This window comes from Paracoccus sanguinis (assembly GCF_900106665.1).
Lineage (GTDB): Bacteria > Pseudomonadota > Alphaproteobacteria > Rhodobacterales > Rhodobacteraceae > Paracoccus > Paracoccus panacisoli.
Genome location: NZ_FNNA01000006.1, coordinates 41394 through 64563, shown reverse-complemented (window position 1 = coordinate 64563; position 23170 = coordinate 41394). Strand labels below are relative to the sequence as shown.

At 71.7% G+C, this 23170-nt stretch carries 22 protein-coding genes; 9 read left to right on the top strand and 13 right to left on the bottom strand.

The features are described 5' to 3' along the window. Nucleotides 1-2: 2 nt before the first annotated feature. Complete coding sequence (carA, locus tag BLW17_RS14775; protein WP_036735739.1) at nucleotides 3-1151, bottom strand: glutamine-hydrolyzing carbamoyl-phosphate synthase small subunit; 1149 nt, start codon at nucleotides 1149-1151, stop codon at nucleotides 3-5. A 118-nt stretch (nucleotides 1152-1269) separates the two neighbouring features. On the opposite strand from carA, the gene BLW17_RS14770 reads away from it, so the two are divergent. Beyond that, entirely contained in the window at nucleotides 1270-1731 is a 462-nt protein-coding gene (locus BLW17_RS14770; RefSeq protein WP_036735735.1) for a GatB/YqeY domain-containing protein, read from the top strand. A 111-nt stretch (nucleotides 1732-1842) separates the two neighbouring features. Here the strand turns inward: BLW17_RS14770 and BLW17_RS14765 are convergent, their stop codons facing one another. Then, complete coding sequence (locus BLW17_RS14765) at nucleotides 1843-2430, bottom strand: (d)CMP kinase (protein ID WP_036735732.1); 588 nt, start codon at nucleotides 2428-2430, stop codon at nucleotides 1843-1845. 89 nt (nucleotides 2431-2519) lie between these two features. Between BLW17_RS14765 and BLW17_RS14760 the strand changes: the two genes are divergently transcribed. After that, nucleotides 2520-3851, top strand: a complete 1332-nt coding sequence (locus tag BLW17_RS14760) for an AAA family ATPase (protein ID WP_074826977.1) — start codon at nucleotides 2520-2522, stop codon at nucleotides 3849-3851. A gap of 665 nt (nucleotides 3852-4516) precedes the next feature. Here the strand turns inward: BLW17_RS14760 and BLW17_RS14750 are convergent. After that, entirely contained in the window at nucleotides 4517-5689 is a 1173-nt protein-coding gene (locus BLW17_RS14750) for an NAD(P)/FAD-dependent oxidoreductase (protein ID WP_036735728.1), read from the bottom strand. A gap of 170 nt (nucleotides 5690-5859) precedes the next feature. Here BLW17_RS14750 and BLW17_RS14745 point away from each other — a divergent pair, with 170 nt between their 5' ends. Genes BLW17_RS14745 through BLW17_RS14735 form a run of 3 tightly spaced genes read left to right on the top strand, consistent with a single transcriptional unit; the run spans nucleotide 5860 to nucleotide 7355 of the window. Beyond that, nucleotides 5860-6234 carry an NADH:ubiquinone oxidoreductase subunit NDUFA12 gene (locus BLW17_RS14745; protein WP_036705363.1) on the top strand — a complete coding sequence of 125 codons (375 nt, stop codon included), beginning with the start codon at nucleotides 5860-5862 and terminating at the stop codon, nucleotides 6232-6234. After that, the gene (gene mlaD / locus BLW17_RS14740) at nucleotides 6235-6753 is read left to right on the top strand and encodes an outer membrane lipid asymmetry maintenance protein MlaD (RefSeq protein WP_052176614.1); all 519 of its coding nucleotides are present in this window, start codon (nucleotides 6235-6237) and stop codon (nucleotides 6751-6753) included. Next, nucleotides 6750-7355 (top strand): DUF2155 domain-containing protein, encoded by a 606-nt coding sequence (locus tag BLW17_RS14735; protein WP_074826974.1) that lies wholly within the window; start codon nucleotides 6750-6752, stop codon nucleotides 7353-7355. The genes mlaD and BLW17_RS14735 overlap by 4 nt, the downstream gene beginning before the upstream one ends. Before the next feature lie 521 nt (nucleotides 7356-7876). On the opposite strand, the gene aat is transcribed toward BLW17_RS14735, so the two are convergent. The 10 genes from aat to BLW17_RS14680 all read right to left on the bottom strand — a co-directional run bounded on the left by aat (nucleotide 7877) and on the right by BLW17_RS14680 (nucleotide 19728). After that, nucleotides 7877-8533: a leucyl/phenylalanyl-tRNA--protein transferase gene (gene aat, locus BLW17_RS14730; protein ID WP_036736189.1), complete on the bottom strand. Its 657-nt coding sequence runs from the start codon at nucleotides 8531-8533 to the stop codon at nucleotides 7877-7879. A gap of 780 nt (nucleotides 8534-9313) precedes the next feature. Further along, complete coding sequence (locus BLW17_RS14720; protein WP_052176613.1) at nucleotides 9314-9781, bottom strand: MarR family winged helix-turn-helix transcriptional regulator; 468 nt, start codon at nucleotides 9779-9781, stop codon at nucleotides 9314-9316. Nucleotides 9782-9909: 128 nt separating this feature from the next. Then, a complete protein-coding gene (gene accC / locus BLW17_RS14715) occupies nucleotides 9910-11256 on the bottom strand; it encodes an acetyl-CoA carboxylase biotin carboxylase subunit (RefSeq protein WP_036736185.1) in 1347 nt (448 codons plus the stop codon). A gap of 1 nt (nucleotide 11257) precedes the next feature. After that, nucleotides 11258-11779: an acetyl-CoA carboxylase biotin carboxyl carrier protein gene (gene accB / locus BLW17_RS14710; RefSeq protein ID WP_036736183.1), complete on the bottom strand. Its 522-nt coding sequence runs from the start codon at nucleotides 11777-11779 to the stop codon at nucleotides 11258-11260. Nucleotides 11780-11886: 107 nt separating this feature from the next. After that, on the bottom strand, nucleotides 11887-12831 hold the full coding sequence (locus BLW17_RS18715; protein ID WP_081969249.1) for a lysophospholipid acyltransferase family protein: 945 nt from the start codon (nucleotides 12829-12831) through the stop codon (nucleotides 11887-11889). Between the two features lie 377 nt (nucleotides 12832-13208). After that, entirely contained in the window at nucleotides 13209-14150 is a 942-nt protein-coding gene (locus tag BLW17_RS14700; protein WP_052175257.1) for a DMT family transporter, read from the bottom strand. Between the two features lie 292 nt (nucleotides 14151-14442). Beyond that, nucleotides 14443-16464: a transketolase gene (tkt, locus tag BLW17_RS14695; RefSeq protein ID WP_074826973.1), complete on the bottom strand. Its 2022-nt coding sequence runs from the start codon at nucleotides 16462-16464 to the stop codon at nucleotides 14443-14445. Nucleotides 16465-16582: 118 nt separating this feature from the next. After that, nucleotides 16583-17560 (bottom strand): tyrosine recombinase, encoded by a 978-nt coding sequence (locus BLW17_RS14690; RefSeq protein WP_074826997.1) that lies wholly within the window; start codon nucleotides 17558-17560, stop codon nucleotides 16583-16585. A gap of 112 nt (nucleotides 17561-17672) precedes the next feature. Continuing rightward, entirely contained in the window at nucleotides 17673-19445 is a 1773-nt protein-coding gene (locus BLW17_RS14685) for a hypothetical protein (protein ID WP_074826971.1), read from the bottom strand. Continuing rightward, nucleotides 19429-19728 (bottom strand): hypothetical protein, encoded by a 300-nt coding sequence (locus BLW17_RS14680; RefSeq protein ID WP_036734575.1) that lies wholly within the window; start codon nucleotides 19726-19728, stop codon nucleotides 19429-19431. The genes BLW17_RS14685 and BLW17_RS14680 overlap by 17 nt, the downstream gene beginning before the upstream one ends. Nucleotides 19729-19956: 228 nt before the next feature. Between BLW17_RS14680 and BLW17_RS14675 the strand changes: the two genes are divergently transcribed. The 4 genes from BLW17_RS14675 to BLW17_RS14660 all read left to right on the top strand — a co-directional run bounded on the left by BLW17_RS14675 (nucleotide 19957) and on the right by BLW17_RS14660 (nucleotide 23043). Continuing rightward, a complete protein-coding gene (locus BLW17_RS14675) occupies nucleotides 19957-20493 on the top strand; it encodes a shikimate kinase (protein ID WP_036734582.1) in 537 nt (178 codons plus the stop codon). Next, a complete protein-coding gene (gene aroB, locus BLW17_RS14670) occupies nucleotides 20490-21590 on the top strand; it encodes a 3-dehydroquinate synthase (protein ID WP_036734574.1) in 1101 nt (366 codons plus the stop codon). The genes BLW17_RS14675 and aroB overlap by 4 nt, the downstream gene beginning before the upstream one ends. Before the next feature lie 90 nt (nucleotides 21591-21680). Then, entirely contained in the window at nucleotides 21681-22223 is a 543-nt protein-coding gene (gene ssb / locus BLW17_RS14665) for a single-stranded DNA-binding protein (RefSeq protein ID WP_036734572.1), read from the top strand. A 160-nt stretch (nucleotides 22224-22383) separates the two neighbouring features. Then, the gene (locus tag BLW17_RS14660) at nucleotides 22384-23043 is read left to right on the top strand and encodes a lytic transglycosylase domain-containing protein (RefSeq protein WP_036703643.1); all 660 of its coding nucleotides are present in this window, start codon (nucleotides 22384-22386) and stop codon (nucleotides 23041-23043) included. Nucleotides 23044-23170 lie beyond the last annotated feature (127 nt).

The following is a 23170-nucleotide window of genomic DNA, read 5'->3' as shown; positions in this document are numbered from 1 at the left end:
GATCAGCGGCGGCGCGCGGCCATCGCCTCGGCAAACCGCTCGAACAGATAGGCGCTGTCCTGCGGGCCGGGGCTCGCCTCGGGGTGATACTGGACCGAGAACACCGGCCGATCCGCGACCCGCAACCCGCAGTTCGAGCCGTCGAAGAGGCTCACATGCGTCTCGATCACGCCCTCGGGCAGGGTCTGGGCGTCCACGGCGAACCCGTGGTTCATCGAGGTGATCTCGACCTTGCCGGTCTCGACATCGCGCACCGGGTGGTTCGCGCCATGGTGGCCGTGGCCCATCTTGACCGTCTTCGCGCCGAGCGCGAGCGCCAGCATCTGGTGGCCAAGGCAGATGCCGAAGATCGGCAGGTCACGCTCCAGCAGGTCCTGGATCATCGGCACGGCATATTCGCCGGTGGCCGCTGGATCGCCGGGGCCGTTCGAGAGGAACACGCCCTCGGGGTCATGGGCGAGGATCTCGTCCGCGGTGGCGGTCGCAGGCAGGACCGTGACCTCGGCGCCGCTGCCGGCGAGCGAGCGCAGGATGTTGCGCTTGGCGCCGTAGTCGACGGCGACGACCCGGAACGGCCGCTGGTCCTCGATCGGGGCGAAACCCTGCCCCCACTGCCACAGCCCCTCGTCCCAGCGGTAGGACTGCGCGCACGAGACTTCGCGCGCGAGGTCCATGCCGACGAGCCCCGGCCAGGCTCGGGCGCGGGCGACCAGCGCGGCGATGTCGAAGTTCCCGGCCGGGTCATGCGCCAGCACCACGTGCGGCGCGCCCTGCTGGCGGATCGCGCGGGTCAGCCGGCGGGTGTCGACGCCGCCGATGCCGATCCGGCCGCGCCGCGCCATCCAGTCGGCGAGGTCGCTCGTCGCGCGCCAGTTCGAGGGCTCGGTCGGGTCCCACTTCACGACGATGCCGGCCGCGACGGGATCGGGGGCCTCATCATCCTCGGGGGTGATGCCGGTGTTGCCGATGTGGGGGAAGGTGAAGGTGACGACCTGGGCGGCGTAGGAGGGATCGGTCATGATCTCCTGATACCCCGTCATCGCGGTGTTGAAGACGAGCTCGGCCACGACCTCGCCGGTGGCGCCGAAGCCCTGGCCGTAGAAGATCGTCCCGTCGGCGAGCGCCAGACACGCGGTCGGTTTCTGTCCCATCGTCACCCTCTGGAAAATCGGACGACTGCTAGGGGAAGCGGGGGCCGGGGTCAAGCCGGGTTGACCCCGCGGCGGCGATCGGGACAAGGGAGGGTGAGGCCGGAAAAGCGAGGAAAACATGGAAATTCGGACGCGGATTCAAGAGGCGACGAAGGATGCGATGCGCAGCCGCGACCAGCTGCGGCTGTCCACGCTGCGGCTGATCGGGGCGGCGCTGAAGGACCGCGAGATCGCGGTCCGGGGCGAGCCGGGGCAGACCGGGCTGGACGAGGCGGACGTGGTCGCGCTGCTCTCGAAGATGGTCAAGCAGCGCCAGGAATCGGCCCGCGCCTATGAGGAGGGCGGCCGGCTGGAACTCGCCGAGCGCGAGACGCAAGAGATTGCCGTCATTCAGGAATTCCTGCCGCGGCAGCTCGATCCGGCCGAGGTCGCGGCGGCCATCGACGCGGTGATCGCCGACCTCGGCGCGACCGGGGTGCGCGACATGGGGCGGGTCATGGCGAGCTTGCGCGAGCGGCACGCCGGGCAGATGGACTTTGCCGCCGCGGGGGCGGTGGTGAAGTCCCGGCTGATGGGCTGAGGGCCGCCCCCCCCGGTCACGGTTCGTGCATCGTTCATGCGATGTTCGTGCACAGTTCATGCGAACGCCGTGCATCAACCGTATGAACGATCCGGCCGGATCGGGAAGCGCTCAGGCGCCGAGCCGCGAGGTCACGAGGGCGACGGCGGCGGCGACGGCCTCCTCGATCGTCATCCGCGTGGTGTCGAGCACCACGGCGTCCGGCGCGGCGCGCATCGGCGCGGTGTCGCGGGCGGCGTCGCGGGCGTCGCGGTCGCGGATCTGGGCCAGCATCTCGGCGGGGTCGGCGCCCAGCTCGGCGGCGCGGCGCGCGGCGCGGGTGGCGTCGTCGGCCACGACATAGAGCTTCACCGCCGCATCGGGGCAGATCACCGTCCCGATGTCGCGCCCGTCGAGCACCGCGCCGGGCTCGACCCGCGCGAAGCGGCGCTGGAAGTCGGTGAGCGCGGCGCGCACCTCGGGGATGGCGGCGACGCGGCTGGCCGCCAGCCCGGCTTCGGCCGAGCGGAGGTCGGGGCGGGCCAGGTCCTCGGGGGTGAGGCTTTGGGCCGCCGCGACGGGATCGCCGCCGCGGGCGCCGACGGCGCGGTAGAGCAGGCCCGTGTCGAGATGGGCAAAGCCGAAGCGCTCGGCCAGGGCCCGCGCGAGGGTGCCTTTGCCGGAGGCTGCGGGGCCGTCTATGGCGATGGTGAAGGGCATGGGGTGGTTTAGAACCACTTTATATCCACGACGCAATCCCTATAGTGCTTTAAAAGTCAAGAACGTCGCTCGTGTGACAAGGACAGCAAATGATCACTCGGGTTGAGATCGACGGCTTCAAGTCCTTTCGCAGGTTCGCGATCGACTTGGAGCCCCTCTCAGCCATCGTTGGACCTAACGCCAGCGGCAAATCGAACCTCTTTGATGCAATACAGCTCATCGCAGGCTTGGCGACGAAAGATATCAGGTCTGCAATATTCGGGATGAGAGGAGAGCCTGAGGAGCTCTTCCGGAAACGTGGCGCTGAACTGGACGAGAGGATCGAACTTGCTGTCGAACTTCTTCTTCCTCCGAGCGGCATCGACCCATTTGGAACAAAATATACAGTCAAGGCACAGCGCCTGCGGTACAGCTTGGTGCTTTCAATGCGGCGCGGCCCGAGTGGAGTATTGGAAGGACTATTCATTGACAGCGAAGAGTGCAAGCCGATAAAAAAGTCGCGTGATCAGTCAGCATTTGCTCGCGGCCAAGCTAAATTCATAAAGTACGGAGGAAACATTAGAGATTTCCTGGTTACAGAGGGAACGGGCGACGCTAGAGTTTTCAAAATCAGGCAGGACGGACCAAATAAGAGCGGAAAACCGCGGGTGTTGCCGGCGAAAGAGGCATCTCAAACAGCTCTCTCTACCGTAGCTAGCGCCGAGTTCCCCCATCTCTTCGCCGTCAAAGATTTTTTTTCGAGAATTAGTTTCCTTGTGATCAATGCGAGAAACGCTCGCCGAGAAAGTGATCGGTTTCAAACGAAGTCGATGCTGCCCGATGCATCGAATATATCTGCTGTTCTGGCGCGAATTAAAGATGATACGTCAACCACAGACCGTCCGGATGGAGTCTTGGTCGATATTTCTCGGGGGCTTGCTCGTCTGATCCCTTCGACCAGACGGGTGTTGAGCGTTACATCGGTTGACAAGAAAGAATACTCCTTCGAAATCGAGATGGCCGACGGTGCGACATTTAGTTCCCGTGTTATTTCCGACGGGACCCTCCGGCTTCTTGCGTTGGTCACCTTCTTAGAAGACCCTAACCGGGCAGGATTGCTGTGTTTTGAGGAGCCTGAGAATGGCGTCCATGAAGGCCGCATACCGGCATTAGTTGAGAGTTTGCGCGAGGCTACAAAGGACGTGTCTTCTGGGTACTTTCAGGTGTTATTGAACACACATTCGCCAGCGCTCATGTCAGCACTTGACGATGCCGAGATTATTGCAGCGGATGTGGTAACAATGGTTTCCCAAGGTAATAAGGAGAAGTTCACGCGAATGCGCGCGGGTGCGCAAGCGCAAGTAGAGTTAATTGAGCCGCAAAAACACCTGACACGTTTCGAAATAGAACGACTTCTGCGGGCGCGTGGAGATTCGGCTTGATATATGTTTCTTGGGCTTTATTTGCTGAGGGTCAAAGCGATGCCGATTACTTAGCTGCTCTGCTGCCGCGATTGTTGCAGCACTTAATCATTTCCAGTGATCGAGGTGAAGGGATTGTCCCGGATACTCCTGTTGAAATCTTTGGGATAGGCTTAAGGAATTTTGACGAAACTGCTAGGCTCATCTGCCAAGCTCGAGACGCCATTCAGATAGTGTTTGTTCATGGGGACTGCGGAGGGCGCGCAGTGTCTCGGACCATAGAAAGAAGAACTGGCGGGCTCTGTCAAAAATTATTCGCTGAGTGTGGTTTTCCAACAGAGCGTTGCGTGACTGTAACACCGAATAGGGAAACGGAATCCTGGACACTGGCAGATGCTGCGGCTTTACGTGCTGTATTTGGCTTGGGGCACGCGGCTAATTTGACTGGGGTTCCCTCTTTACCGCGTGCAGTTGAAAACATTGCTGACCCTAAAGACGCTATACAGGCAGTATTGGCCGACGTTGTCTCGCCCCGGAGAGTGGGTCGGGCGCGGTGGCCGTTTGGTGACATTGGGGCGGCGCAAAATATTGACACCCTGTGTGAGGTGCCTAGTTTCTCTCGGTTAAGAGAGGATTTGCGGGCTGCGCTAACGGCTCTCGGCTTCCGATATTTATAGACCGTCACTTCACACAATCGCCGCCTCGGCAAACGGCTGGCCATCCAGCACCCGCTGCACCCCCAGCTCGGACAGGTCCAGCGTGACCCAGTCGCCGTGGACGATCTGCTCGGCCACGCCGCGGCCGACCGCGGGGGCCTGTTGCAGCCCGTGACCCGAGAAGCCGTTGGCGTGGTAGAGGTTCGGGGCCTGCGGGTTCCGGCCCAGAATCGCGTTCTGGTCCAGGGTGTTATAGGCGTAATGCCCGGCCCATTCGCGGATCACGCGGGCCGCCTCGAAGCCCTCGCAGCGGGTGTAGAGGGCGGGCCAGACGTGGTCCTCCCACAGCTCGGACTGGGGGGTGAAGTCGTCCGGCGCGCAGGGGCCGTCGGTGGCGGGGACGGTCGCGGCGAGCCACTGGCCGTGCTCGGGGCGCATCCAGATGCCCGAGGGGTCGACGACCAGCGGCGCCTCGGGGTGGCGGGCGGCGGGGGCGTCGACGACGAAGATGGTGCGCTTGCGCGGCTCGACCGGCAGGTTCAGGTCCACGGTGCGCAGCATCTCGGCGCAGCGGGGGCCGGCGCAGTTCACGAACACGTCGGCCGGGCGGCGCCCGCCGCTCTCGAGGATCGCCGCGGTGATGCGGTCCCCGTCACGCTCGAGCGCCGTGACGCGGTCGCGGACCCAGACGGCGCCGGCGGCGCGGGCGGCGGCCTTCATCCCCGAAAGCAGGCCCATGTTGTCGAAGAACCCCTCGTCGCGCGGCCCGAAGCTGCCGGCCGAGACGCCCTCGGTCGAGAGCCACGGGAAGCGGACCTTGAGTTCGGCGGGCGAGAGCACCTCGGTTCCGGCGCCCAACCCCCGCTGCATGGCGGCGAGGTTCTCGAGCTGCAGCGCGCCGGTCTCGGTCTCGGCGAGGAAGAGATAGCCGTTCTCGCGCAGCCCGAGGTCGGGGACGCCGCCGGCGGGGCCCGTCCAGCGGGCGAAGTCGCGGATGAACTCGATCCCGAAGCGCGAGATCTCGACGTTGACGGGGTTGGTGAACTGCGAGCGGATGCCGGCCGCCGAGAGCGCGGTCGAGGCGGTGGCGTAGCCCGGGTCGGGCTCGATGACGGTGACGCGGAGGCCGGGGTCGAGCCGGGTGAGCCAGAAGGCCACGGAGGCGCCCATGACGGCGCCGCCGGCGATCAGAACCTCGGTCATGGCAGCCTCTCCCCCCAGCCTGTGCGGGGCCAACAGACCCGGCGCGCGGGCGGGGTGCAAGGGGGGGGCGGGGCCCGGCCGTCACTCTGCCGTCAGGACGCGACAGGATGCTGGACCCCGGCGCGGGGATCGGCGATACGGGGGGCGGATTTTCGAGAGAGGGCGCCGCAATGTGGATCGTCGATCGGCTGCTGACCTGGTGGAACGGCCAGACGCTGGGCACGCAGCTCTGGACCGCGCGGCACGGGCTGCGCGTCGGCGAGGACGCGCAGGGCAACGTCTATTACCAGACCCAGGGCGGCAAGCGGCGCTGGGTGATCTACAACGGCGAGGCCGAGGCGAGCCGGGTGCCGCCCGAGTGGCATGGCTGGCTGCATTTCACCTTCGACCAGCCGCCGACCGAGGCGCCGCTGCCCCGCAAGGCGTGGGAGCAGCCGCACCGCGCCAACCAGACCGGGTTGCCCGGGGCGTATCGCCCGGCCGGGTCGCTGGTGCGCGCCGAGCCCGCGCAGCGGCGCGACTATGACGCCTGGCAGCCGGAATAGATGAGCGCGGCAGCCGAACGCGCCGAGACGCTCGTCGGCGCCGCGGTGCTCGCGGTGGCGGCGGGGTTCGTGATCTGGTCGACCGGGGGCCTGGGCGGGACCGGCGGCGGCAGCTATCCGCTGCGGGCGGCGTTTCCGAACGTGGACGGGGTCGAGCGGGGCACCGAAGTGCGGCTGGCGGGCGTGCGCGTGGGGCGCGTTGCGGCGGTGACGCTGAACCCCCAGACCTACTATGCCGAGGCCGAGCTGCGGGTGCCCGAGACGATCGCGCTGCCCACCGACAGCGCGGCGCTGATCCAGTCGGATGGGCTGCTCGGGGGCTCGTACATCGAGCTGCGCCCCGGCGGGGCCGAGGAGATGCTGAAGCCCGGCGACGAGATCGAGGACGTGCAGGGGGCGGTCAGCCTGCTCGCGCTGATGATGAAGTTCGTGGATTCGCAGTCGGGTTCGGGCTCGGGTGAGGGCGACGCGGCGGGCGGTGCCCGGCCGGGTGCGACGCCGACCGGGGCCCAGCCATGAGGACGGCGCTGATCCTCGGCGCGGCGGTCCTCGCCGCCGGCCCGGCGCTGGCGCAGTCGCGCGCCAGCACCGACATCGCCCCCGGCACCCGCGCCGAGAGCGTGGCCCCGGTCATCGAGGGCAAGGTCGCGCGCGGGCAGGGGGCACTGCTCCGGGGGCTCGACAAGGTGTCGGGGCAGAGCACCGACCTGCCGCTGAACGTGGGCGAGGCGGTGAAGTTCGGCCGGCTCGAGGTGCGGCTGGGCGAGTGCCGCTATCCCGAGGCGGACCCCGAATCGGACGCCTTCGCCCAGCTGACGGTCACCGACACGACCAACCGCAAGGCGCTGTTCACGGGGTGGATGATCGCCTCGTCCCCGGCGCTCTCGGCGCTGGACGATGCGCGCTATGACGTCTGGGTGGTGAGCTGCAACGACGGCACGGGCCTGGCGCGGCCCGAGCTGACCTATGTGCCCGACACCGCCGTGCCCGAGGGCGGCGAGGGCGCCGGGCCGGACGGCGAAGGCGCGCCGCCCATCGAGGGGACCGGTGGCGAGGGTGAGGGCGGCGACGGCGAGGGCGAGGGCGAGACGCCTCCGCCCGCGGACGGCGCCGGGGGCTGAGGGGCGGGGCTGCGGCGGGCGTGCCGTCGCGGCTTGGGTGAAGACGGGAGCCACGGGTGGGCCGCGAGGCTTTGCGCCAACGTGCGGGGTGGCGAACCGATGCCGGCTGCATCCACCGGCCGGCGTCGCCTCTATCTCCGCACAGATCACTGAGTCCGCGCGACCCGTCCATCTCGCCAACCCATTGCTCGGTCCGCACAACCTGTTCGGCTCGCCTTCTCAAGGAGGTGGCGAGCGGTCAGGTTTGAGCGCTTAGGAAAGTCGGGCGCTTCGCGGGATGCACGGATGGTGGTCGGTTGGTCCCGTAGCGCACAGTCCACGCGTCTGCGGGCAGGGTGCTGCCGGCTGCATGGGTCGGTAAGTGAGGGCATCCGGGCGGCGCGGGGGTTGGAGGCACGGACCCTCGGGGTCCGTTCGCCACCACCTTAGATCGGGGGCGTTCACGCGGTTTGCGGCTGAATGGCTGCGGCTGAAGCACCGTCAGCAGCTCGGTCGCGCCCAGCCTATACGCTCGGGCCCCCTCACCCCTCCGCAGCAGCGGCCGTGCGCAGATCGTCGGCCAGCTCGTCGGCAGGGCGGGGGCGGAGGGCGCGGAAATCGGCCTCTTGCGCCAGCGCCGCGGCAAGGCGGGCGCGATAGGCGCGGCGGGTGATCTCGACCCCGCCCATGCTGGCCAGATGCGGCGTCAGATATTGCGTATCGCAGAGCAGGAAGCCGCAGCGGTCGAGGTGATCCGACAGCCAGACCAGCGCCATCTTCGAGCCGTCGGTGCGGGCCGAGAACATGCTCTCGCCGAAGAACGCGGCCCCGAGCGACACCCCGAAGAGCCCGCCCGCCAAGTCACCGTCGCAATGGACGGCGAGCGCGTGGGCATGGCCGGTGGCGTGGAGCTGGGCATAGAGGGTCCGCAGCGGCGCATTGATCCACGTCTCTGCGCGGTCGGCGCAGGCGCCGACGATGGCGTCGAAATCCTCGGCGACTTCGGCCCGCCAGTCGTGGCGCGCGAGGCTGCGCCTGAGCGAGCGCGAGGCGTGGACGCCGCCGACCGGCAGCACCCCGCGCGCCGGCGGATCGTACCAGGACAGCCGCGGGTCATCGGCCGAGAGCGCCATCGGGAAGATGCCGTGGGCGTAACCGGCGAGAAGCTGGCGGGGCGAGAGGCCGGGCAGATCGTGCATGGGCCGAAGCCTAGCCGATCTGCGCGCTTGGGGAAGGGGGGCGTGGTCTGGCGGTTTGGGCCGGGGCGGGGACTCGCCGAGCGCTCTGGCAGGGCATCGCGGGGATGACCGGGCGATACGGGCGGTGCAGTTACCTTCGGGGCTTGGGCCTTGCCCCGGAAGCTCTCGGCCGTAGCATTCGCCAGCGTCGATGAGTCGACCATTGCAGACGCGTGGGGCGGCGTTCGCCTGCGCGCCCTCGTCGCCCTACTTCTGCGTGGGCGTCGGCAGGACCGCCGCCCCCACGCCAAGCCTCGACCGTCAGCCTGCGCTCAGGCGGGGGTGTGGCACACGGCCTCGATGTTCTGGCCGTCCGGGTCGCGGATGAACGCGCCGTAGTAGTGCGGGTGGTACCAGCGCAGCCCCGGCGAGCCGTTGTCGGTGGCGCCGGCGGCCAGCGCGGCGGCGTGGAAGCATCCACCTGCGCCCGGTCCGCGGCGGCAAAGGCGATGTGGGTCGCGGGGCCCGGCGGCTGGGCGTCCACCAGCCAGAACACCGGGCGGTCCGGGGTCCGGCCGAAGCCGATCATGCGGGTGCGGGACTCGGCTGCGGCGGCCTCGGGGCGGAAGAACACCGCAAGCCCGAGCGGGCGCAGCGCCGCCTCGTAGACCGGCAGAGCGCGGTCGAGGTCCGAGACGCCGATGTTGAGGTGGTCGATGACGAGGCTGTGGAAGTCGGCCATGCGGAGGCTCCTCTGGGGGCGCTGCGCCTCATCCTCGCATGAATCATTCCACGATGGAACTAGTTTTCCGGTGGGGTCTGGCTGACCACGCAGTCCGTCACCTCGCCCACCAGCGCGACCAGCGCCTCGAGCTGCGCCGGATCGTGGGGGGCGAGCGTCGCCGCCATCGCGTCGGAGAGGGGCTGGAAGAACTGCGGGATCGCGGCCCCGATCCGCGGCCCGGCGCCAAGGACGGTGGCGCGGCCGTCGCGGGGATGGGGGGCGCGGGCGACGAGCCCCTCGGCCGCGAGCCGGTCGAGCACCGCGGTCGTCGCAGGCCGCGAGCGGCCGATGCGGCGGGCGAGCGTGGCGGGCGAGAGGGGCGCGCCGAGATCCTCGGCCAGCAGGATCTCGGAGAGCGCCGCGGCGTCGGTCGGGTGCAGGGCGAGGTGGCGCGCGAAGGCCTGCATCAACCCGGCATGGGCCGCGCCGTAGCGGCGCAGCGCGGCCACCAGCCTGAGCTGGCGGTCGGCAGCCGCGCTGGTCACGGCATAAGTACCGGGGGCCGACGCCGCGGGGGGCGCTGTCCCCGCGCCCGTGCCGGGCGCCCCCCCGGGGATGTTTGCCTCAGGCGAGATGGCAGGGCGGGTCATCGCGGCAGCCCCGCCCGCCAGCCTCAGAACTCGGCCGTCTCGAGCCATTTCTCGAGCCAGTGGATCGAGTAGTCGCCGCGCTGGATGTCGGGGTCCTGCAAGAGCCGCCGGAACAGCGGGATCGTCGTGTCGACGCCGTCCACGATCAACTCTCCCAGCGCGCGGTTGAGGCGGGCGAGCGCCTCGTCGCGGTCGCGGCCGTGGACGATCAGCTTGCCGATCAGGCTGTCGTAGTTCGGCGGGATCGCGTAGCCGTCGTAGAGCGCGGAATCCATCCGCACCCCCAGCCCGCCGGGGGCGTGGTACTGGGTGATCCGGCCCGGGCAGGGGGCGAAGTTCGGCAGCCGCTCGGCGTTGATCCGCGCCTCGATGGCGTGGCCGCGGATCGAGAGGTCGCCCTGCGCGAAGCTCAGCGGCTGGCCGGAGGCGACGCGGATCTGCTCGCGCACCAGGTCGACGCCGTAGATGGCCTCGGTCACCGGATGCTCGACCTGCAGGCGGGTGTTCATCTCGATGAAGTAGAATTCGCCGTCCTCGTAGAGGAACTCGATCGTGCCGGCGCCGGCGTAGCCGAGCTTGGCCATCGCCTCGGCGCAGATGGTGCCGATGCGGGTGCGTTCCTCAGGCGTGATGGTCGGGCCGGGGGCCTCTTCCAGCACCTTCTGGTGGCGGCGCTGCAGCGAGCAGTCGCGCTCGCCCAGGTGCACCGCGGCGCCCTTGCCGTCGCCGAACACCTGGATCTCGATGTGGCGCGGGCGCTGGAGGTATTTCTCGAGATAGACCTCGTCGTTGCCAAAGGCGGCCTTGGCCTCGGCCCGGGCGGTGCGAAAGGCGACCTCAAGCGCGGCGTCGTCGCGGGCCACCTTCATGCCGCGGCCGCCGCCGCCGGCGGTGGCCTTGATGATGACCGGATAGCCGATCTCGGCCGCGACCCGGCGGGCGGTCTCGACGTCCGGGACGCCGCCGTCCGAGCCGGGGACGACCGGGATGCCCAAGGACTGAGCGGTCTCCTTCGCGGTGATCTTGTCGCCCATGATGCGGATGTGCTCGGCCCGGGGGCCGATGAAGGTCAGGCCGTGATCCTCGACCATCTGCACGAACTGGGCGTTCTCGGACAGGAAGCCGTAGCCGGGGTGGATCGCCTGCGCGCCGGTGATCTCGCAGGCCGAGACGATGGCGGGCATGTTGAGATACGAGGCGGGCGAGGGCGCCGGGCCGATGCAGATCGATTCGTCGGCCATGCGGACGTGCATGGCGTCGCTGTCGGCGGTGGAGTGGACCGCGACCGAGGCGATGCCCATCTCGCGGCAGGCGCGGATGACGCGCAGCGCGATCTCGCCGCGGTTGGCGATCAGGATCTTGTCGAACATCTTATTCGACGACCATCAGCGGCGTGCCGTATTCGACCGGGGTGCCGTCCTCGACCATGATCCGGCGCACGGTGCCGGCGCGCGGGGCGGGGATGTGGTTCATGGTCTTCATCGCCTCGACGATCATCAGCGTGTCGCCCTCGGCGACCTGCTGGCCGACGGTGACGAAGGGCGCGGCCCCCGGCTCGGCGGCGAGGTAGGCGGTGCCGACCATGGGCGAGGTGACCGCGCCGGGCAGGCTGGCCGGATCGGCGCCGGCTGAGGGGGCGGGGCTCGCGAAGCCGGGCGCGCCGGCCGCGGGCGCGGCGGGGGCCGGGGCATAGGCGGGGGCGGCGGGGGTCGCGGCGGCCTGGACGATGACCTGCTTGCCGTGCTTGGACAACTCGACCGTGAGCTTGTCGTTCTCGCCGTACTCGCGCTTGACGGTCAGCTCGGTCAGCTCGTTGCGGTTGAGAAGCTCGGCGAGGGCCTGGATGAAGGCGGCGTCGCCATCATGCGGGCGGGTCTGTTCGGTGTCGCTCATCTGCTCTTTCTGCCTGTGGGCCGTCTCTGGGCGGCGTTCCCGGGGGGCAACTGTCGCGGGGTTATACCCCCTGACGGGGGCAAGGGAAACCGTTTCGGGACGCCGCGTCACCGGGGGTCGGGATCGGCCGGAATGGCGGGTCCGGGTGGCTCGAGCGGGCCAGGCGCCGCGGGGCCGGAACCCGGCGGGGCGAGGTTCTTCCAGCGGCGATGGACCCAGAACCACTGGTCGGGATGCGCCGCGACGAGGGATTCGAGGTCGTCGTTCAGCGCCTGCATCATCGCCTGCGGCGTGCCGGGCGGCACCGGCGCGCCGACGCGGACCCGGAAGGACAGCCCGTCCGGCTGGCGGATGCCGGCGATGGGGACGAGGGGCGCGTGGTATTTCAGCGCCAGTTCCGCCGGGGTCAGCACCGTCTCGGTCGGCAGGCCGAAGAAGCGCAGCGTGGCCCCGTGCCGGTCGTACTGGTCGAAGCCGAGGCACAGCATCCCGCCCTGCCGCAGGAACCGGATCATCGCCGCCAGCCCGCCGCGGCCGGCGCGGGGAAACAGGGGCTTCGCGATGGCCTCGATGGCGGGGATGTAGTGGCGGTTGAAGGCGCGGTTGTTCATCGGCCGGTAGAGCGCGCCCACCGGCCAGCCCCGCGCCGCGAGCGCCGCCCGCATGGCGTCGTAATTGCCGAAATGCGCGCAGGCGAGGATCACCGGCCGGCCCGCGGCCGCGGCCTGTTCGAGGACCGGCAGCCCCGGCCCCTCGAGCGGGTCGGTGGCGGTCACGCGCGCGGTGAACGCGGTGCCGGCGTAGATCTCCATCAGCGCGCGGCCGGCGTTGTCGGGGACGGCGCGGGTCAGGCGGCGGACCTCGGCGCGGGTCAGTTCGGGGCTGGCCAGCGCGAGATTGGCGCGGATGCGGCGGCGCCAGCCGGCCAGCGGGCCGGCGATATGGGCGAAGATCCAGCCCATCGCGGCGATGCGCTGCGGATAGGGGAGGAGCCGCAGCACGCCGACGAGGCCGAGAAAGGCGCCGCTGGCGAGGCGGTCGAGGAGGGGGATGGGCGCTTCCGGCGGGGCGGCTGGCGCGCCGGTGCGGTCTGGCGAGGCCCCGGTGGACGTGGGCGTGGCGTTCGGCGCGGGGGCGGGTGAGGGAGCGAGAGCTGAGGCAGGCCCGCTCACCGAAGCGCGCTGGTGCGGGGTGCCGGGGATGGCAGCCGACGATTCGGGAGTTGCAGGCGACGGCGAGCCCTCAGCAGGCTTCCGGCTGTGGGGGGCGAGGCCGGACGATGCCCGGGGCTGCCCTGTCGGGCTGATCCCGGAAGCTTCGCCCGATGCCTCAGCCGCCCGGCGCCCCGCGTCCGTCCGCGCGTCCTCCGTCCCCGGCACGGGGCCGGGGGCGCGGTCCGACGGGGGTGCGGGGGGGCGCGACATGGCGCTCAGCCGCCTGCGTTGCGCATGGCGCGCGCCTCGCGGGCCCAGACATAGAGCCCGGCGCCGACGATCATCGCCGCCCCGACCAGCGTCCAGACATCCGGCCAGGTGCCCCAGAAGAGCGCCCCCCAGAGCCCCGCCCAGATCAGCCCGGTGTAGCCGAAGGGGGCGACGGCGGCGGCCTCGGCCAGCGAGAAGGCACGGATCAGCAGCGCCTGCGCCACCGTGCCGAGCAGCCCCATGCCGACGAACGCCCAGAGGTCCGAGGCGGCGATCGGCTGCCAGACGAAGGGCGCCACGACCGAGACGCCGAGGGTTGCGATGGTGGTGGACCAGAGGATCGAGGTCGCGGTCGAATCGCCGCGCACGAGCCGGGTCATGATCGCCCCCGCCGCATAGGTGAAGGCGGCGATGAAGGGCAGGATCGCCGCCGGGTGCAGCACGCCCGCGCCCGGGCGGATGATGACCAGCGCACCGGCGAGCGCGACCGCCACCCCGGCCAGCCTGCGGATGCCGATCCGCTCGCCCAGGAACACCGCCGCGCCCAGCGTGATGAGCACCGGGTTGATGTCCATGATCGCGGTCGCCTCGGCCAGCCCGATGTGCTGGAGGGCGGTGAAGAAGAGCCCGATCGAGGCCACCTGCGTCAGCCCCCGCCCGACCTGCAGCCACGGCGAGCGCGAGCGCGCCACGGTCCGCAGCCGCGGCGCCAGCACCGCGAGGACGATGGCGAGGTTGATCGCCATCCGCATCCAGATCACCTGCGCCGGGTGGTAGCTCTGCGTCAGGTGCTTGCCGAGCGCGTCCATCATCGTGAACAGCATCACCGAGCCGAGCAGCATCAGTATGCCCAGCCGCTGGGTCTGCGGCGTGGGGGTGGAGAGGGGGACGCGGACGGCGTCGGCCTCGCGCCCCATCAGCGCCTTGGCGCGGGGAAGCGGGCGCATCAGGCGACCCTCGGGCGTGAGTGGCACAGGGGTTTTGGGGCAGGAAGGACGCCGGGTGGGGGGTGTGAGCGGTCGCAACGGGTGGCGGGTCCGCGCGAAGGGGGCTTGGGACGAGGCCAGCACAGGATCGCACGGCCGGGATGGGCCGGGCGAGGCTCAGCGTCGCGGGGACCACTGGCAAGCCGTGCCGGCGCCCGAAACAGGCGCGGCGCGGCCGGCTGAGCTTCACCGCCCGCCGCCACCCCATCCCCTCGCGCGGCCGGCGCGCGCACCGGCCGCCGCGCCGGGGCGGTCACAACAGCGCCTTGACCTGCGCCACGGTATCCTCGGGGGTGATCCCGAACTCCTTGTAGAGCCGGTCGGCGGGGGCCGAGGCGCCGAAGCCGGTCATGCCGAAGAAGGCCGCGCGCTTCCAGTTGCCGCGCTCGCCCAAAAGCAGCCAGTCCCAGGGCTGGCGCACGGCGGCCTCGATGGCGACGCGGACCGGGCCCTCGGGCAGCACCTCGGCGCGATAGTCCTCGGGCTGCTCGGCGAAGAGCTCCATGCAGGGGACCGAGACGACGCGGGTGGGCACGCCGTCGGCTTCGAGCGCCTCGGCCGCCTTGACCGCGATCTCGACCTCGGAGCCCGAGGCCATCAGGATCGCCTGCGGGGCGGCGGAGGCCTCGCGCAGCACATAGGCGCCCCGCGCGGTCAGGTTCTCGTCGGTGTGCTCGATCCGCACCGCCGCGAGGTTCTGCCGCGAGAGCGCCAGCACCGACGGCGTCGCCTCGGCCGAGAGCGCGAGCTCCCACGCCTCGGCGGTTTCCACCAGATCGGCGGGGCGGAAGGTCCAGCTGTTCGGGGTGGCGCGCAGCATGGCGAGATGTTCGACCGGCTGGTGGGTCGGGCCGTCCTCGCCCAGGCCGATGGAATCGTGGGTCATCACATAGACGACCGGCACCCCCATCAGCGCCGAGAGCCGCATGGCGCCGCGCGCGTAGTCGGTGAAGCAGAGGAACGTCCCGCCATAGGGGCGGAAGCCGCCGTGCAGCGCGAGGCCGTTCATCGCCGCCGCCATCCCGTGCTCGCGGATGCCCCAGTGGACATAGCGCCCGGCGCGGTTCTGGGCGTCGAACACGCCGAGGTCCGGGGTCTTGGTGTTGTTCGAGCCGGTCAGGTCGGCCGAGCCGCCGATGGTCTCGGGCATGACCGGGTTCACCGCGTCGAGCACCAGTTCCGAGGCCTTGCGGGTGGCGATCTTCGGCCGGTCGGCGACGGCCTTGCGCTTGACCTCGGCGATGGCCGGGGCGAGCGCGGGGTTCACCTCGGTCGAGATGCGGGTGGCGAAGGCATCGCGGCGATCGGCGGGCAGCGCGTCGACGCGGGCGACCCACGCCTGGCGGTCCTTGGAGCCGCGACGCCCGATCTCGCGCCAGCGGGCGACGAGGTCGTCGGGGATGTCGAAGGCCTCATGCTCCCACGCATAGGCGGTGCGGGTGGCGAGGATCTCGTCGGCGCCGAGCGGCGAGCCGTGGACGCCCGAGGTGCCGCCCTTCTTGGCCGAGCCGTAGCCGATGGTGGTCTTGCAGGCGACCAGCACCGGGCGGCCGTCATCCTCGACCGCGGCGGCGAGCGCGCGGTCGATGTCGGCGGCGTCATGGCCGTCGCAGGACAGGGTCCGCCAGCCCGAAGCCGCGAAGCGCGCCAGCTGGTCGGTCGAATCGGTCAGCGACACCGGCCCGTCGATGGTGATGTTGTTGTCGTCCCAGAGGACGATCAGCCGCCCGAGCCGCAGGTGCCCGGCCAGCGTCAGCGCCTCCTGGCTGATCCCCTCCATCAGGCAGCCGTCGCCGGCGATGACCCAGGTGCGGTGATCGCACAGCTCCTCGCCGAACTCGGCGCGCAGCTTGGCCTCGGCCATGGCAAAGCCGACAGCGGTGGCGAAGCCCTGGCCGAGCGGGCCGGTGGTGGTCTCGATCCCGTCGGCGTGGCCGTATTCCGGGTGCCCCGCGGTGATCGCGCCCCACTGGCGGAAGTTGCGCAGCTGCTCGCGGGTCATCTCGTCGAAGCCGGTCAGGTGCAGCAGCGAATAGAGCAGCATCGAGCCGTGCCCGGCCGAGAGGATGAAGCGGTCGCGGTCGAACCAGTTCGGCGCCGCGGCGTCGAACTTGAGGTACTTGCCCCAGAGCACGGTCGCCACGTCGGCCATGCCCATCGGCATCCCCGGGTGGCCCGAGTTGGCGGCCTCGACCGCGTCCATGCTGAGCACGCGGATCGCGCTGGCGAGGCTCCAGTGGTCGGGATCGGCGAGGCGGGCTTGGGTGAGGGGCATCGGCGCGGCTTTCAGAGCGAGGAAAGGGGGGGTCCGGGGGGTGATAGGCAGGGCGCGTCCCGGTTGCAAGGCTGGGGGCGCGCGGGGGCCTGCGGGGCGGGGCTCGGCGGCGGTCGGGTCAGGCGTCGTCCGGGGCGTCGTCCGGGTCGTCGTCGGGCCCGTCGGCCGCGTCGGGGTCGGCGAGCGGGTGGTGGCGCAGCACCAGGTCGCGCATCCGCGCGTCGACGACATGGGTATAGATCTCGGTGGTGCCAAGATCGGCGTGGCCGAGCAGCGTCTGGATGGCGCGCAGGTCGGCCCCACCCTCGAGCAGGTGGGTGGCGAAGGCGTGGCGCAGCACGTGCGGCGTCACCGCGCCCGGCGGCAGGCCGGCGCTGGCGGCGAGGTTCGCCAGCATCCCGTGGAACGCCTGCCGGGTCATGTGCCCCGCCGCCCCCCGCGCCGGGAACAGCCAGCGCGCGCCCGTGCCGCGCACCAGCCGGCCGAGCGGGCTTTCGGCCGGGGCCGCGTCGCGCAGGGTGAGCCAGCGCGCCACCGCCGCGCGCGCCGGGCGGGTCAGCGGCACCATCCGCTCGCGCCCGCCCTTGCCGCGGATCAGGATCACCTCGGGGTCGCCGCGCAGCGCCGCGACCGGCAGCGAGACGAGCTCGCTCACCCGCATCCCGGTGGCGTAGATCAGCTCGAGCGCGGCGGTGTTCTGGGCCCGCTCGGCCTCGGTCGCGCCGTGGGCGAGGACGGCGGCGAGCAGCGTCTCGACCTGGGCCTGGCTCAGGGTGCGGGGCAGGCGGGGCGAGCGGCCGGGGCCGGTCAGGCGGATCGCCGGGTCGTCGTCGCGCCACCCCTCTTCCAGCGCGAAGCGGGTGAACTGGCGGATCGCCGAGAGCCGGCGGGCGCGGGTCGCGCGCGACAGGCCGAGGTCGGTCAGCCGCGCGAGATAGGCCTCGATCCCGTCGCGGGTGATGGTGGTGAGCGAGGTCCCGCGCGCGCGGGCAAAGGCCGCGAGGTCGGCGAGGTCGCGGGCATAGGCGAGCACGGTGTTCCGCGCCGCCCCCGCCTCGGCCGCGCGGGCATCGAGGAAGGCGCCGACGCGGCGCAGGTCGTCGGGGCTGCCGGGCCGGTCCGGCGCATCCGGCGGGCCCGTGTCGGGGCCCGGCGCGACGGGCGGGCGGGCCGCGCCGCGCGGGCGCCCCGGCGGGGTCACCGGCGTGTCACCGGCGGGGGCCGCCGAGATGGTCGGTCAGCAGCAGCTCGACCGCGGCGCGGCGGGCGGTCTCGGGCTGGCCAAGGCGGGTCAGCGCCGCGAGCCCGCCAGCGGCGCGGGCGGTGTCACCGTCGAGCCCGGCCTCGACATCCGCGAGCGCGGCGAGCAGCGCCAGCCCGCGGCCCTGCGGGGGGGCGGCGGGGTCGGGGGCGGTCCGCAGCGCCGCGGCATAGGCTGCACCGGGACTGCCGGGGGCGTAGGCGGGGTCGCTGTAGGGCGGCGGGGCGGGGCCGTCGGCGGCGGGGCGGGTGTCCGAAGCCTGAGCGGTGTCTGCGGGCTCGGCGGGTGCCGCGCGGTCCGCGTCGGCTCCGTCCCCGTCTGCGGCGGGAGGCGCCGCCGCCGGGTGACCTTCGGCCAGTTGCACCAGCGCCCGGTCGGCCTCGGGCAGCCGCGCGGCGCCCGGCACCGGCACGCCGGCCAGCAGCCGCAGATGCGCCGCGCTCTCGGCGGCCGGGCCGTCAAGCCCCGCGGCCGGCAGGCGCACCGCCACCAGCCGGGCGAGCGCGGGCAGCAGCCCGGCCTCGGCAAAGCGGCGCTCGGCGTCGGGCAGGGCCTCGGCCAGCGCGGCGCCATCGCCCGCGCCGAGTGCCGCGTCGAGGCGCTGATAGGCCGCCGCCCGGTCCCAGATTCCGCCCGACGCCGCGGGCTTCTGTTCGGCATAGGCCCCGGCGAGCCGCGCGGGGTCGATGGCGCCGGCGCGGGCGAGCCGCTCGGCGGCCTCGATCTCGGCCTTCCAGCCCGCGTCGCCGCCGAGGTCCGACCAGGCGAAGGGCAGGGGCAGCTGGCTCGTCGCGAGCGGCTGGCCGATCGCCTCGAAGAGCCGGAACTCCAGCGGCGAGACGGCCCGCGGGTCGGGCAGCGCATCGGCCAGATCGGCGCTCGAATCGTCGAGGAAGCGTTCCAGCAGCGCCACGGTCTGCGGCGGAATCAGCCCGGCGTCGCGGGCCCCGTGCAGGGTCAGCGCCGCGGCCGGCCAGTCGCCCGCCTGTGCGAGGCAATAGGCGCGGGCGGCGAGGTCGGGGGCGAGGCCCGGGCGGTCGGCCATGAGCTGGCAGACCTCGGTCGCGTCGCCCTGGTAAAGGGCGGCGTCGAAGCGGCGGGCGAAGCCCTCGGCACTGCCGGTGCCGGCGGCGCGGGCCAGCGCCTCGGCCTCGGGGACGAGCCCGAGGGCGATCAGCCGGTCGGTGCGGGCGAGAAACAGCCGCCCCTCATCGCCGGTGCCCGCCGCGCCGCCCGGGGTGCCGGTGGGGGCGTCGAGTTGCGCGGTGAGCGTCCGCACCAGCAGCGCCCGAGTCGCCGCCAGCCGCGGCTGGGCAGACCCGAGCGCCGCGGCGATGTCGCCCGCGGCGGCCGCGCCCCAGAGGTCCCGGGGCAGGCCCGCGGCCCCGGCCGGGACCGCGCCCTTGGCGTCCGGGTTGCCGTTCGAGAGCCGTGTGACCCCGACCCGCGGGACCGCCGCCGTCTCGGCGACGCCCGCGCCGGTGCCCTTGGCGCGCGTCGCGGGGCGGGCGGGCGGGGGCAGGGGGCGGCGGCGCTCGGCCTCGGTCGGGCGGGGGTCGCCGGGGCGCCAGGCGGTGGGCGGCGTGCGCGGCGGGGCCTTGCCCGAGAGCCAGTCGCTCGCCGAACTGGGCATTCCGATGCCGATGTCCTGCGCCGACGCCGCGCCGCCGAGCGACAGCCCGAGCAGCGCCGCCAGCGCGAGGTCAGTCCAGCGACGCATCGGCCCCGCCTTCCGCGGTCGCGGGGGCGTCTGCCGCGGGGGCGGTGCCCTCGGCCGGCGCGGTCGTGGCCAGGGCGGCGGCCTCGGCCGGCGTGGCCGCGGCGGGGGCTGCGCCCGCCGGAGGCGTCGCCGGCGCGGCTGCGCCCGGCCCCGACCCGAGGTCGATCTGCACCGGCACCCGCATCGGCTGCGGATCGGCGGCCATGTCGCCGAAATACGCATAGCCCGCCAGCCCGGCGAACCCGGCCAGCAGCAGGAAGATGATGACGCGCAAGAGGCGCATGGCTCGCGGTATCCTTTCGTTCCCCGGCCCCGTCGCGGGGCAATCGGGCCGGGCCGTCCCGTTCGGCGGAGGTCTAACCCGTCCGGGCCAGGGGGGAAAGGCTTGAGCGCCCGCGTGCCCTGCGCGCCGCCGCCCCCGCCGCCCCCGAGACGGTCAATTTCCTGTGGCGTTCGCCCCGGCCCTGCGGCATCAGCGAGCACCGGGCGGCCAGCGAAGGGGGCAGGGGTGGTGAAACGCAGCATCGTGCTGGTCGGCATGATGGGGGCCGGCAAGTCGGCCGTCGGCGCGGAACTCGCCCGGCGGCTGGGCGTCAGCCTGCGCGACACCGACGCCGAGATCGTCCGCGCCGCCGCCATGACCATCCCCGAGATCTTCGCCCGCGACGGCGAGGCCTTCTTCCGCGCCCGCGAAAGCGAGGTGCTGGCCCGCGTGCTGCGCGGCAAGCCCGGCATCGTCTCGACCGGCGGCGGCGCCTGGATGAGCGCCGAGAACCGCGCCCAGGTGGCGGCGCGCGGGGTCTCGGTCTGGCTCGACGTGCCGCTGGGGGTGCTGTGGAACCGGGTGCGCCAGCGCCCGACCCGGCCGCTCTTGCAGACGCCCGACCCGCGCGGCACCCTCGCCCGGCTGCTCGCTGAGCGCGCCCCGAGCTATGCGCTGGCCGAGATCACCGTGCCGGTCCGGGCCGAGAACTCGGTCGACGACACCGCCGCGCGGGTGCTCGAGGCGATCCGCACCCACCGACCCGAGATCCTGGAGCCCGCATGACCCGCATCGTTCCCGTGCCCCTTGGCGACCGCGCCTATGAGGTCCGCATCGGCCCCGGCCTGATCGACCGCGCGGGCGACGAGATCGCCCCGCTGCTCGCCCGGCCGCGGGTTGCCATCCTCACCGACGCGCGGGTGGCCGCGCTGCACCTGCCGCGGCTCGAGGCGGCGCTCGACGCGGCGGGGATCGCCCATTCGGCGCTGGCGCTGCCCGCGGGCGAGGCCACCAAGTCCTGGGATCACCTCGGCCGCGCGGTGTCGTGGCTGCTCGACGAGCGGATCGAGCGGCGCGACATCGTCATCGCGCTCGGCGGCGGGGTGATCGGCGATCTGGCGGGCTTCGCCGCGGCGATCCTGCGCCGGGGCGTGCGCTTCGTGCAGATGCCGACGACGCTGCTCGCGCAGGTGGACAGTTCGGTCGGCGGCAAGACCGGGATCAACGCCCCGCAGGGCAAGAACCTGATCGGGGCGTTCCACCAGCCGAGCCTCGTGCTGGCCGACACCGACGCGCTGGCGACGCTGCCCGACCGGGACTTCCGGGCCGGCTATGGCGAGGTGGTGAAATACGGTCTGCTGGGCGACGCGGCGTTCTTCGACTGGCTCGAGACCCACGGGCCGGGGCTGAGGGGCGACGCGGAGGCGCTCGAGCACGCGGTGGCCCATTCGGTCGCCATGAAGGCGGGGATCGTCGTGCGCGACGAGACGGAGCAGGGTGAGCGGGCGCTTCTGAACCTCGGCCATACCTTCGGCCATGCGCTGGAAAGCGCCACGGGATATTCGGACCGGCTGCTGCACGGCGAGGGGGTGGCGATCGGCTGCGCGCTGGCCTTCGACCTCTCGGCGCGGCTGGGGCTGTGTGCGCAGGAAGAGCCGTCGCGGGTGACCCAGCACCTCGCCGCGATGGGGATGCCGTCGCGGCTGTCGGACATCCCCGGCACGCTGCCCGATGATGCGGCGCTGATCGGGCTGATGGGACAGGACAAGAAGGTGGTGGACGGGCGGCTGCGACTGATCCTCGCGCGCGGGATCGGCGAGGCCTTCGTTGCCGACGACGTGCCGCCGGCGCGGATCGCCGAGACGCTCGCCGCCGCGCGGTAAGGGGCGCGGTAAGAGCCGCGGCGAACTTTACCCCGGGTTAAGCTTGGGGCAGTAAGACAGCCAACACGAGACCCACACGGAGGCCGCACAATGGCAGGGAGCGTCAACAAGGTCATCCTGATCGGAAATCTGGGTCAGGACCCCGAGGTCCGCAGTTTCCAGAACGGCGGCAAGGTGGTGAACCTGCGCATCGCCACGTCCGAGCAGTGGAAGGATCGCAACTCGGGCGAGCGGCGCGAGCGGACCGAGTGGCACTCGGTGGCGATCTTCTCGGAGCCGCTGGGCCGGATCGCCGAGCAGTATCTGAAGAAGGGCAGCAAGGTCTATATCGAGGGCCAGCTCGAGACCCGGAAGTGGCAGGACCAGTCGGGGCAGGACCGCTATACGACCGAGGTCGTGCTGCGCCCCTATCGCAGCGAGATGACGCTGCTCGACGGGCGCGGCGGCTCGGGCGGCGGGGGCGGTTACGGCGGCGACGGTGACTATGGCCGCGGCTCGGGCGGCGGCGGGCGCGACTACGACGGCGGCTACGGCGGGGGGTCGGACCGCGGCGGCGCGTCGGGCGGCTCGTCCGGCGGGTCCGGCTCGGGTGGCCGCGGCGGGGCCGATTTCGACGACGACATTCCGTTCTGAGATCAACGGCTTGCGGCCGGACTCGGCGAGTTTCCGCCGATCCGGCGGCGCCCCGCGGAACCGCGTCGCCCGGCGCTATGGTTCTGGCGCGGTTTTCGGGTATCGTTCCTGCAAAACGATAACCGGCGAGGGGCATCAGATGCGTGCAGCATTTACGGGGATGTGGGGTGGTGTGTCGGGTGCGGCCAAGGTCGCCGCGCTCGCACTGGCCGCGGTGGCGGTGGCCGCCCCGGCGCAGGCCGACGGGCTGAGGCTCGGGGGCGCATCCTCCAAGTCCCGCGCGGCGCAGTTCGCCCGCCAGACCCAGCTGATGGATTCGCGGCTGTCGGCGCAGTACCAGCGCTCGCAGCGGCTCCGGCCGGACGCGAACGGCAAGGTGAAGACGGTCACCATCATCAACCTCGACGGGCGGGTGTCGACCTCGGGCGGGGCGATCCCGCGCTACGCGGGCAACCAGCGCAGCCAGTACCTGCCGCACGCCCGGGCGATGGCCCGCAAGCACGGTGTCCCCGAGGATCTGTTCCTGCGCCTCGTGCAGCAGGAATCGGGCTGGAATGCCGGGGCGCGGTCGCACAAGGGCGCGACGGGGCTCGCGCAGCTCATGCCGGGCACCGCCGCCAAGCTGGGCGTGAACCCGCGTGATCCGATCCAGAACCTCGAGGGCGGCGCCCGCTACCTGCGGATGATGTACAACACCTTCGGCGACTGGCGCCTGGCGCTCGCCGCCTACAACGCCGGGCCGGGCGCGGTGGCCAAGTACCGCGGCGTGCCGCCGTATCGCGAGACCACGAACTACGTTCGGATCATCCACGGAAGCTGAGGCGCGAAGGCGCCCTCGGTCTTGGTGGCGATGCCGGACCGGGGCGCTGCCCCGGACCCCGGGATATTTGGGCAGGGAAGAAATTTGGCGGGTTTTCGGCTGCGGTTAGGCCGTTCGGCCGAATGGC